General features: G+C 36.5%; 9 protein-coding genes. All 9 read right to left on the bottom strand.

Going from position 1 to position 11,370, the window contains the following annotated elements; all coding sequences use genetic code 11:
- Positions 1-2 precede the first annotated feature (2 nt).
- Positions 3-548 (bottom strand): hypothetical protein, encoded by a 546-nt coding sequence (locus tag IW15_RS16910; protein WP_034713784.1) that lies wholly within the window; start codon positions 546-548, stop codon positions 3-5.
- Positions 549-920: 372 nt separating this feature from the next.
- Positions 921-1,421 (bottom strand): hypothetical protein, encoded by a 501-nt coding sequence (locus IW15_RS16915; RefSeq protein ID WP_034713786.1) that lies wholly within the window; start codon positions 1,419-1,421, stop codon positions 921-923.
- Positions 1,422-1,798: 377 nt separating this feature from the next.
- Positions 1,799-2,161, bottom strand: coding sequence for a helix-turn-helix domain-containing protein (locus IW15_RS16920; RefSeq protein ID WP_034713788.1), 363 nt, complete (start codon positions 2,159-2,161; stop codon positions 1,799-1,801).
- Positions 2,162-2,215: 54 nt separating this feature from the next.
- A complete protein-coding gene (locus IW15_RS22135) occupies positions 2,216-3,484 on the bottom strand; it encodes a restriction endonuclease subunit S (protein ID WP_051882151.1) in 1,269 nt (422 codons plus the stop codon).
- The gene (locus tag IW15_RS16930) at positions 3,484-4,944 is read right to left on the bottom strand and encodes a class I SAM-dependent DNA methyltransferase (protein ID WP_034713789.1); all 1,461 of its coding nucleotides are present in this window, start codon (positions 4,942-4,944) and stop codon (positions 3,484-3,486) included. Before IW15_RS16930 ends, IW15_RS22135 begins: the two co-directional genes overlap by 1 nt.
- Positions 4,945-4,953: 9 nt before the next feature.
- Positions 4,954-8,172 (bottom strand): type I restriction-modification system endonuclease, encoded by a 3,219-nt coding sequence (gene hsdR / locus IW15_RS16935; RefSeq protein WP_034713791.1) that lies wholly within the window; start codon positions 8,170-8,172, stop codon positions 4,954-4,956.
- A gap of 137 nt (positions 8,173-8,309) precedes the next feature.
- Entirely contained in the window at positions 8,310-8,852 is a 543-nt protein-coding gene (locus IW15_RS16940) for a hypothetical protein (RefSeq protein WP_034713793.1), read from the bottom strand.
- Entirely contained in the window at positions 8,849-10,102 is a 1,254-nt protein-coding gene (locus IW15_RS16945; RefSeq protein WP_034713795.1) for a condensation domain-containing protein, read from the bottom strand. The genes IW15_RS16940 and IW15_RS16945 overlap by 4 nt, the downstream gene beginning before the upstream one ends.
- Positions 10,099-11,370, bottom strand: a complete 1,272-nt coding sequence (locus IW15_RS16950; protein WP_034713796.1) for a condensation domain-containing protein — start codon at positions 11,368-11,370, stop codon at positions 10,099-10,101. The genes IW15_RS16945 and IW15_RS16950 overlap by 4 nt, the downstream gene beginning before the upstream one ends.

Below are 11,370 nucleotides of genomic sequence, written 5' to 3' on the forward strand. Positions count from 1 at the left end.
AATTACTTTACTTTTTCCAAAAGATACAATTTAGCCCCTGAAAATGCCAGTTTAGGCATCAGGTTTCCTTCCAGCACCATGGTCTTATTATTGACATCAATCACTGAAATATAATTGTTGGAATTATATTCTATATAGTTTTCCTTTTCTTTGGTAACAGGATTTTTTCCGAATTCCATAGAGTATTTTACCCAATCTTCTTTTTCAGAACTGCAGTGTACGGGTTTGAATTTGGATTTTTTAGCTTTGAAAATGATCTGATCAAAACCTTCCGTACAGTCCGAAGTAAATGAACTTTCAGGATTCTGGTCATTGGTAAAGTCTTCAAAAGAGCCTTTGTACGCGCCCACTACTTTCCAGGTCCCGTCCACACGGTCTTCATCTATTTTTCCCTTGGCTTTGCTTACCGCCCAGCTGATTCCGTTCACCGTTCCTTTTACCGCTTTATAACTTACGTTGACGGCACCTTTAACTACTTTGGCAGCGGTGGAAACCACGCAAGAGTGTAATACAAAAACCGCTGAGGCAAGGAATATTATTTTTTTCATGTTGTGAATTTTATCGATACGAATATAAGGTTTTTGAAAGTGACAATAAAATTTCAAAAAGCACCCCTTAAAAGGCTCAGGAATAGCTGTAGGCTATTCCAAAGGGTCTCCCGGTATTTGCATAAGCCTCTCCAGGCTTTTCTAAAGAGCCTTTCACTACTTACTGAAGTATCTTTACCCCCTTGGGTAAGGGGTAAAGACGGTTGTAAAACGGTCTCCGGAGTCTTGTAAAGCGCATGCAGACACTTATATAAATACATACAGGCTCTTCCAGTATCCCTGAAGGGACTATAGAAGAGTCTAAAGGTATATTTATAAAAAAAGCACGTTTTCACGTGCTTTTTTTATTCAATTATTTTTTCAGTATTATTTCTATTTACTGTCAGTATCTGTAGATTGAGGAGGGACATCGGTTGGTTGAGTCGCTGCTACAAAAAACTGCTTCATATCTTCATAGATCACATTGGTACCGGGTACATTCTCCCCGGAAAGAAATTTTATATTCCGGTAAAAGCTGATCGAATTATGGTAGTTATCATGATCCAGCAATACTTTGGTATCACCAAGTTGTTCTACGATGGAGTCAAGGAGCTGAAGCCTCTGCTCGATCTGTTCCCTGGCGGCATAATCCCTGTCGAACTCAGGTTTATCAAGAAAACCGGGAACGTGCTGGGGATACTGTTCCATATAGATTTTGGCCTTGTTCACAAAGAGTTTGTTCTGCTCGGCAATCCTTCCATATTGCTGCCTCAGATCTGGGGTGAGGTTGATGGTTTTTCCCGCAAGGGCGGCTTGGATGTCCTGAATTGCCTTATCAATGGTTTCCAGTTCTGCGTTTGTAAAGCTTACGCTGATTAAATTGTCTAGTGCCATGATTTGTGTATTTGATGTTTAACTACATCAAATATAGGAAGTATAAAGCATTTAAAAATAAACAGTTATAAGTTTTCAGAGACTCATTCATCAAATAATAAAAACTGAATAATGGGGTTTTATTATTGTGCTTTTTTAATGAAAAAATTCATGAAATCCAGAGAAGAAAATGAAACCTGGGAAAGAATAGCTTCCTGATATCTATGTAACCTACGTTGGGGGTTAAGAAAATTAATGTTATGCGGCTGGAAGAGAGAAGCTACCGTTCCTGGAAAACTTACATTGATGTAGTCTGTCCTAGCTTCAATAAAAAATACAGCCTCATCGAAGCTGTATTCTGTATGGTATGATCTGATTTTCCAGAAGAAAAAGACAGATTATTTTTTAGATTTAAGGGTTTTTACTTCCTGTTTCAGGGATTCTATCTGTTCTTTCAGTATTTTAATATAATCCTGTAGGTTATCCATTACCTGATTGGGAACGTTGTAGTAATTATAGTTTATACCAACAGCATGATCTGTAAAGTTATCATTATTCTGTACTACTGATGCCGTTTTTTCTTCTTTAATCTGTTCTACCGGAACATCCAATGCTTTCGCCAGTTTTTCCCATTCGTCCTCAAATATTCTTACTTCCCCATTTTCTTTACGGCTATAGTTGGATACGTCGGTAGCAATAATTTTGGACATATAGTCCTGTGTATAACCTCTCTGTTTTCTTAGATTTTTTAGCTTTTCCATAGTGGTCTTTTTTTGTGCTTTGTACAAATATAGAGAAAATTGGTGATTGAGATTTTATTTTTTCTTTACCTCGTTCTTCAATTTTAAAATTTCTTTCAATAGATCTTTAGCATCTCCATCCGTAGGAAGCTGGGGAATTAATTCTCCTTTGAAAGCTTTGTGTAGAATTGCCTGTGGAAGACTGCCTATTTTTTCTTTTAAAGCATTGTATCGTTTTTCTATGATGTCTGCTTTGGCAAATAAGCTTTCTACTCGATTGACTATTTCTTGTTGAACTTTGAGATTTGGCAGATAAATTCTATAATCTTTCAATAATGAAAACTCGACACTTTCTACTGTGGTTCCACTCTTCATACAAGTCATCCTAATATCCTTTTCCAATCCTTTTAGAGCATACAGTAAAAACTTATAATTAACTTTATCATTAGGAATCAAAACTTTTAAATCCTGATTAACAGTTGTTTCAATAGAGTTAGATGAAATTGGTAGTATTCGCCGTAAGATTCCACTTCTAGTAACAATCAAAATAGAATTTTTTGGAATTAGTATTGCCGAAGAGTTTTGAACAGCTGAGTTTGTTATTTTATCAATTGAATTAGAAAGAAATAAATCCTTCATATCTTTGGGCGTAGTCCATAGTACTGTTCCATTTTCCCAAAAGGAACTATTGGCTTTACTTGGGGTTCCACCTCCTTTCCATATACCTAAATCATTTAGTTTTGTATATTCAGAGTTTGCAAAAGGGATTAGTTCCCCTGTAACTGCTTTTGTCAAAACCTGCTGACGAAAATCTTTAAGTAATTGAGGGATACGTTCCAAAGCTTTTTTCATTGCTTCGTGCTGTACAAATAAAGTATCTAGCTTTGCTACGATACGTTCTTGTTCTGGCAGTGGAGGACAAGGAACATTTAATAATTTTAGAATAGAAAAATGTCTACTATAACCAAAATCAGGAACTTTTAAAGTTATTAGATAATAGTAATAAAATTTTATATTAAAATTCTCATTAGGCTTTAATATTTTTGTTCCATCAGCACCAACTGCAAATTCAAAATCTATGAATTTTATATTTCTGGTATGGTCTCCAAAGATAATAACAGGTAATTCTTCCTTATATAGTAATTCATTATTATCAATATATCCTGATATTAAGTTATTACCTTGGTCAATTACAGGATAAATTCCTTTCTCAAAATAATCTTTAGATTTTAATTTATGAGTAATTGTTGTTTTTTGTAATGTATTCTCAAATTCGTAAGTAACCCAGTTTGAAAATAATATGGGTTGAATTTTATATTTATCGATATCTCCTTTACTTGCCATTAACTTAATTCTTTAATCAAGTTTTCCAACTCAGTTTGTATAAGTAAAAGTTCTTTTAAAGCATCTTTAGCAATATCTAATGGATCCCCTATATCAGATGATTTAGTCAAACTTTCATCTGCAATCAATCCTAAGTCCAAAGAATCATTTTTCTTTGCAATTTCTTCACGGGAAATGCATTGCCAACGCTCGTCTTTTATTTGCTTTCTTTTTTCTTCATCTATTGCACCTTCATATTGTTTTACTACATTTTCTGTAGTTAATCCTCCAGTGTATGCTTTGATAAAATCATCAAAAGTCTTTTCTGTAAAAGGTGTTCTTTTTCCAAAGTTGGGCATATTGGTTCTCATATCATAAAACCATACATTTTTTGTATTGGCTTCCTCTTTTTTCCCTCTTGTAAAGAAAAGAACATTGGTTTTTACCCCTGCTGCATAGAAAATACCTGTTGGTAAACGTAGAATAGTATGCAGATTACATTTCTCCATTAGATCTTTTCGGATGCGTTGCCCGTCACCATCTTCAAACAGAACATTATCTGGTAAAACTACCGCAGCACGCCCCGTTCCATCTGTAATAAGGCTTCTGTAGATATGCTGTAAGAAATTAAGCTGTTTGTTGCTTGAGATATATTTTAAATCTGTTCTGGTAGGTTTTTCTCCTCCTTTTTTCGTACCAAAAGGTGGGTTTGCTAGTACGCCATTAAAGCCTTTTAGGTTTTCACCCAAGTTTGTTAAAGTATCTCCTAAAATGATTTCACTTTCCATTCCATGTAATCGCGAATTCATTAGAGCTAAACGATGTGCATCGCCAACAAGCTCTACACCTGAAAATGCTTTTCTATATTGAAATTCACGTTTATCACTATCTAAATGAAAATAATTATCTGTTTTTTCTTTTAAATAATGATCCGCAGAAATCATAAAACCAAAGGTTCCACAGGCAGGGTCATTCCATTTTTCACCTAATTTTGGAGCCATTAGTTTTACCATTACATTAATTAATGGACGTGGAGTAAAGTACTGGCCTGCACCGCTTTTCTTTTCACCTGCATTTTTCTCCAATAAACTTTCATAGATATCTCCCATTACATCACGGTCAGATTCTTCATACCAATCAAGCTTATCAATAGCCTGAACCAAAGTATTGAAGTTTACAGGCTTAGTAAGAGTAGTAGAAGCATTGGTGTAGATGTCTATGATAGATGGACTGTCTGTTTTGCTACTTACATTAGCCAAAAAATCACGGTATAATCTAAAAGCCTCTACACTATCTGTTTCCTCCACAAATTTATTCCATCTGTATTCTTCAGGAATTTGATCTGAAAATCCTTTTACCTCAGATAATTTAAGAAAAAGGATAAAAGTAAGTTCGTTAAGATATTGGTGGTACGTTACGCCGTCATCGCGCAACACATTACATAAATTCCAAAGTTTATTGGCTATTTCCTGTGCGCTCATTTTACATTTCTATGCTGAATACAGTTCACTATTCAGCTCTGTTATCAATTCTTCTAATTCGTTGTTAAATATCTTATTTAGTCTCGTAAAACCACCTTCATCTACAAAAGGTCTTAAGTCTAAGTCCTGTTTTGTAAGAATGGTTTCTGCCATCAACTGTTTTTCAAAACGGTCTATCCATCTTAATTGCACAGCAGTCCACTGATGTTTTGATTTTAACTTTCTAATGGCCTTCTGAACACGCTCCTGAGGGGTTATGAGGTCAATTCCCATAGAAAGTGTTCTGATGTAAGCTATGATATCGGCCGCAATATCCACATTTTTTGTGGATTTCCAAGCTGTATTTAGAGAAGTTTCATTAAAACCTTTTTCATCTAAAAGTAACTTCAATTCTTTTAAGGATTTACGATCCAGCTCCTGTGGTTTGTTGCAAATAATGTTGATGGCTGCAATGGTATTGCCATTTTCCTGAAGGAATTTTTTAAATCCTTCAATATAGTCTTCCGGCTTATCTGCATTTCCATATCCACGAGTAACTTCCATTATAGCGTCTTCGTGTGTGGAAACAAACTGAGAATATTTTTTATAAACCTTTGTATCAAGATAATTCCAAAGTGAACTTAATTGCTCTACTGTATTTTTTATTTCAGAGCTGGTTGTATTCTTCAAAGATTGTATCAATCCTTCAATGGTATTTCCATCTGTATGGTAAGAAATATGCTCTTTTTGTTCAGCCGTTAGGTTTCTTGACTTTCGTTGCAATTTTGCAATGATTTGTTCAACCTGTTTATATAAACGCTGCTCATCAGAAATCCTCTCAGTTTCTTCTACCAGTTGTTGAAATGTATAAGAAGGATTTCCTACAGTTTGTATCTGGGTGTAATCTTTTAATGCTTCATATAAACGAACGGCATCAAATATTTTAAAAGATTCTTTTCCTATTTCAGGGCAAAGACGTGTTGCTCTTCCCAGCATTTGTTCATACAATATACGGGAACGTACACGACGCATAAATACAACATTGCATATCGAAGGAACATCAATTCCGGTAGTTAGTAAGTCTACTGTGACAACAATATTCGGATATCTTTCGTTCTTAAAATCTCTGGTTAGCTGTGCATTGTCATAAACGCTACCCGTAATTTTCTGTATTGCTTTTTCGTGAACATCAACCCCAATTTTTTCAAATTCCTCGCCAAGCATATTAATGATAGTATCTGCATGGCTATCTCTGGCAGCAAATATGATAGTTTTTTCGTTACCTTCGGGGTCCAGACTTTTAACAAGTTCCTGAACTACAACCCTATTGAAGTTATCATTAAGAACTTGTTTATTGAAATGCTCTACATCAAATTTCAATTCATCTTCCAGTTCATCTAAATCTGTTATTTCTCCAGTTTCAGCATCATATACCTGTGGTTTCTCTCCTCTTTCCCATGTAATGCCTTCGGTATTAAGGAGAGTTGCAATATTAAATGGAGGTTCATGATCTACTAAATTACCATCTATTACAGCATTACGATAGGAATAATTATAAACAGATTCTCCGAAAATTTCTGTTGTATGAAGGGCTGGCGTTGCAGTCATTCCAATTTTAAAGGCATCGAAATAATCAAGAACTTTACGGTACTGTGCTACATAGTCATCTTCATTTCGGATTCCAAAATCATCTTCATTCATTTCTTTATCCAACTGGTAACCACGGTGTGCCTCATCAACAATAATGCAATCATAAGTGTCTACAGTCAATGGTTCCCCTTCATTATAGAAGAGTCTTTTTACCATACTCTGAACAGTAGCAAAATGAAGGCGTGATTCAGAGTCCGGAATAGTTGTTCCAAGATCATCAAATTGATAAATTCCTCCAAACGACTGTTGAGCTTCAACTTTATTTTCTTTAATACTATCCCGTGCCTGGGTTGCCAGAAGCTTTCTGTCCGTTAAAAATAGAATTCGTTTAAACCTGTTGGCTTTTATCAGCCTATATATTAGACCATTAATGGTTCTTGTTTTTCCTGTTCCGGTAGCCATAACAAGTAAAGCTCTTTTATCAAAAGGAGATTCAATCAGTTTATTTTCAACAGATCGAATGGCTTCTATCTGATAGTCACGAAGATTTAAACCACTTGGAGAGGTTAGATATTCATAGCCGCTTTCTAAAAGTTTTTCGTTTGCTTCCTCAGAATCTCTATTGTATAATTCTTTTAAACCTTCCGGTGAATACCAACCTTTTAATGCATACGGACGATTAGTAGATTTTCTTATATCCTGGAACCAAATTCCACTTTTGGTTTTCAGTTGTTCCAAATATTTTTTCCCGTTTGTAGAATATAAGAACGGAACTTTGTAGGTATCCCATTGACCTAGTAAAACAATTTCATCTTGTGGATGTATATTTTCTGAGTATATCTTAGACTGTCGAAGATTGGTAGAAATATCAGTATTATATTTCTTAGCCTCAACTAAACCATATAGTTCAGTACCAATAAATAAAGCATAGTCTGCATATTTTGTTCCACATGGCCATTCTGCAATTGCCTTATTTTTTCCTTTTTCGGGTAATGTTTTTTTATTCTTGTAATTAATATTTTCTGTGTCACAATCCCAACCGGCAGCTCTCAACTGAACGTCTATAAGTTGGATTCTTGTATCGTATTCGTTTAGATTAATTTTATCTGCATAAAATTGAGCTTTTTCCCGTCTTTTCTTTCTATCACTTTCAGAAGCATTCAATGCCTGGATTTTCAATTCATAGTTTTTTAACTGAATTGTCAATTCATCTACTTTGTCTGTTAAAGAAGATATTTCTAACTCTGATTTATTAGGAGGCAATTCATAAGATAAGCCTTCAATGATATCATTGTCATACGTTTCAAAAAACCATTTTCCCAGAGTAAATATTTTCTTCAGAATAAATAATGCTTCAGCGGATGTATTGGAGCCACTATGAGAGGCTTTATTTCCAGATTTTCTAACTGTATGGAAGATATCAGCTATTGTATCGGGTAAAATCTCATGTTGATTTAGAAATTGTATAGCATCATGTTGGTTTAAAAGTGAGATATCTTCTGATTCAAAACCAGCAATTAAGCTAGTCAGTTTTTCACAAAATAATCTAGATTTTGATATCGAAGAACTGGCATCTATATAATATAAATTTTCGGCTAATCTTGCACAATTAAAAAGTTCAGGATAAATATCCTGAAGGAAATAAAATTTCGAATCCATCAGTATTATAAACTAAATTTAAAGATAATAAAAAAGAACCCCACTATCTTTATTTTCGAGTATAAAAAATTTATGAAAAGTATTTTGGTTGTTTTTAGTTCACTTTACTAATAGATATTTCTAAAACAATGTTTTTTTTAATCCGTAACCACAACTTCGTTACTCCTCCACATCCACCTCCTCAACCTCCACACCGGCAGATACACAAAAATAACAGAAAGGATTCCCGCCAGTATCCCAACCAGCACCGCCATGGCAGTGGCGTCCAGTTTATAGTATTTTGATAAACTGAATTGTGCGATCATCAATACACATAAGACCAATAATCCTGTAATGACGCCGTGTACAATACTCAGTTTGGTCATTAGTTTCTTTTTATTGAGCTGGTTATCTACGGTAAATTCAATGGCTCCCTGTTCGGAAGCAATGATCACCCTGTTTATAATATCGATGGTAAGGACTACCGGCAGGAATATAGCCATAGGAAGGGTCAGCCGGGCCAGATTTTGGGTTCCTGAAAAAAAATGAGTATATCCTAATTCCTGAAAGCTGGCATACGCAATAATGAAATTGAAAAACACATTCGGAAGGACATAATAAATCGTACGCTTGATTAAAAAGCGTTTCAGGGTGGTTTTCTTGAGGAGCTTAGGTGGCGCAGGCTTGAATTTTAATTTCATAAAGATGAGGTCAGAAGTTCAGTGGCTTTATTTTTAATTTTCATGGCTTCTTCTTTCGGAAGAAAATGCTCGTTGGACATAAAAGTAAAATCCATCTGTTGGTTGTAGGTCGTGGTCACCAGCGTATTCGAATTCAGCCATGGAAATGCAACGGTTGGACTGATAATGGTTTCCAGTGTAAAATGTTTATAATCATTGGGAATATCAATTCTCCCCATATTGGATAATGTGATATCATGCCCGCCATTACTGGATTTCAGCATCTTGATCATACGGTCCACGAGCGGGTGCATCTGCTCACCCATCCATAGAAGTTTTCTCGCTTCAATCTTATTTATTTTCTGAAGAAGTTCCTTTTTGAGCTCCCGGGCATTGTCCATGACATCCAGGCTGCCTTTTTTTAATGGAAGTTCAACGGTAGGAGCAAAAGCAAACAGGTGATCTTTTTTAATCTCCGGAATAAAGTGGCGCACATCCACAGGGCTGATCACTTTTCCTTTCGCCTGCTTCCCCTGTATCTCTTTAAAAGCCTGCATGTAGGCTGCACACAGCAAAGCATGCACGGAAATTCCCTGAGCTTTGCATTTTTCAGTGATTTGAGTTGTCATTTGAGAGTCTTCTTTCCAGTGGATGACATAGTTTTTCCCCAGATTTCTTACTTTACTTTTTCGCTGCATTATAAAAAATAACCGGGCCATCAGCAGGTAAAGACCGGCTTTCCGTTTCTCTTTTTTCATATTGAAATCCTGAGGGAGAAAATCATCGACCGAACTGAAAACCGGATAGGGACTCATCTCAAAAGAGGGATTATCCAAAAGACCAAGAAGTTCCCGCATCAGGGTGACCAGGGAAGTTCCGTCACAGATACAGTGCGGCATTACCCAAAGGAGTTCTGAAGCATCCTGTCCTTTTACCCAAACCAATTGGGCAAGCGGTTTTTTCTCATCTTTAAACAGCCGGAACCATTCCTTTTCAGACTCATCTAACCAGTCCTTATCCGTTTTCCGTTCAACAATACGGAGCGGAATCAGATCGATCTCCTGTTCTTCTGTAAAAAAAGGATACTTTTCACTGTGCATATCAATCCTGGTTCTCAGCAAAGGATGTTTCTGCTGGATTTTCTTCAAAGCAGCCTTAACATTCTCCTCGGGGATCTCCCCTTTAATTTTTGCGGTAAATATGCAATTGACCGGTGTTTCGGGATCAACATACATGATCCTTTCCACCATCATTAATTTTCTTCTGATCATAATACGGATATAGGATCTAATTGTTCTTTTACAGTCTGAATTACCTCATCACGAATTGCTAACGCTTCAGAATATGGTAAATAGCCCTCACTTCCTACGAAAGAAAAATCCATTTCACCATTGAATGTTGAAGTTACCATCGTTGTGGTATTTCCCAAAGGACCGATTACAGAAGGGCTGAAAATGGTTTCCAGGGTAAATTCTTTGTATTGATGGGGAATCTCAATACGTCCCAGATTGGAAAACATACAGTCGTTGGAAGATTTCCCATGTTTAAGGAGTTTGGTGAAATTTTTCAGGGCATCATGGGCAGACTCCATCACCATCATGGTAATGTAGGGATTAAGCTTAGAGGTTTTCCGTTCTACAGATTCCTGCGTCATCCATAAATTGTCTGAAAAACTCATTTTATCATCGGATGAAACTACAATCATCAATCCGAAAGCGAAAATATGATCCTTTTTGATCTGTGGAGCAAAACGTCTGATATCTACCGGACATGAAACCTTATTGAAAGCTGACGCACCTCTCACTTTTTTAAATGCCTGAAGCAATACTACACTCAGGAAAGTATTAACGGTAACTTCCTGGGATTTGCAGTAGGAAATCAATTCCTTACTTATTTCTTTATCAAATTTCCAGTGAATCAGGTAGTCGTTCTGACGCTCCACTGCTTTTTTGCCGACAGGAATACATTTAATAGCCGTTGCCGCTACCCTGCCGATCACTTTCGCTTTCAGCTTTTGGCTTCGGCTCGTTAGAATGGCTTCCGGAACGACATCATGAATTCCCAGGATAGGGTTTTCCACTCCAATTTCTGCTGACGGATGATCCAGTATGGTTAAAAATTCATAGAGGAAAGCCACCGCAGAACCTCCGTCGCATAAACAGTGATGAAAGGAAAAAAGCATATCCGAAACCTCCTCCCCTTTGATCCATATGAACCGAAGCAGGGGCTGCTCGCCATACCTAAATAAAGTCTGCCACTCTTTTCTGGATTCTTCCTGCCAGTCGTCCTCTCCTTTCCGGGGAACGATCCGTATGGGAATCGGCAGGTGATTTTCCAACACTTCAAACCAGGGTATGTTATTTTCGTCATGGTGGATGAGTGCTCTCAACCACGGATGTTTGTCCTGAAGCCGGCTCAGAGCATACTGAATATCTTCTTCCTTAAAAGTGCCCCGCAAACGAAACGGAATCACCGCATTAAAAGGTTCTGTTCCGTCTCCTAAAAGCATACGCTCTCCAAATAACAATTTTCTTCTCAT

This window comes from Chryseobacterium soli (assembly GCF_000737705.1).
Lineage (GTDB): Bacteria > Bacteroidota > Bacteroidia > Flavobacteriales > Weeksellaceae > Chryseobacterium > Chryseobacterium soli.